Here is a 479-nt window from a genome sequence, read left to right on the forward strand (position 1 = left end):
GGTTTACGCCAATCGTCTGAACCAGACGTACCTGCGTTGACGTGATCCCAAGTGATCTTACGGTACGACATTGAGACCGTTAGATTTTGCGTGAAGTCGGACATCGACGGATCTTGACAGTGTGGCATCTCACACTGGATATCGACGATCGACGCGTTTTCTAGCTTAGTGGTGAAGAAGTTCTCTTGTTTGCCTTCAATAGAGGTGCGGTACCATTTCAGTTCAACAGTCTTCATCTTCTCACCAGAAGAAAGCGCGTTGTACAGCAGTGGTACGGCTTTGTTGAGAGTGACGGTAAACTGGAATGGCTTATGAACACGTTGACCAGAAGGTTGACCAGATTGAGGATCGGTCGGAACCGAAATAACGTGGTCAAACTTCTGAACCAGCATCTCGTCTTCATGACCTTCTACATAAGAGTCACCGATAGAGTCAGCCGTACAGGCGCCCGCCGTGATCAGACCCTGAGTTTCACCGTC

At 49.1% G+C, this 479-nt stretch carries 1 protein-coding gene; it reads right to left on the bottom strand.

Features of this window, described 5'->3' with window-relative positions; translation table 11 throughout:
• Positions 1–479 (bottom strand): Hcp family type VI secretion system effector (locus QTN95_RS21085; protein ID WP_331418897.1); only part of this gene is annotated, 479 nt, incomplete at both ends.

Origin of the sequence: Vibrio sp. M260112 (assembly GCF_036533775.1) — a bacterium.
In the GTDB taxonomy this organism is placed as follows: Bacteria; Pseudomonadota; Gammaproteobacteria; order Enterobacterales; family Vibrionaceae; genus Vibrio.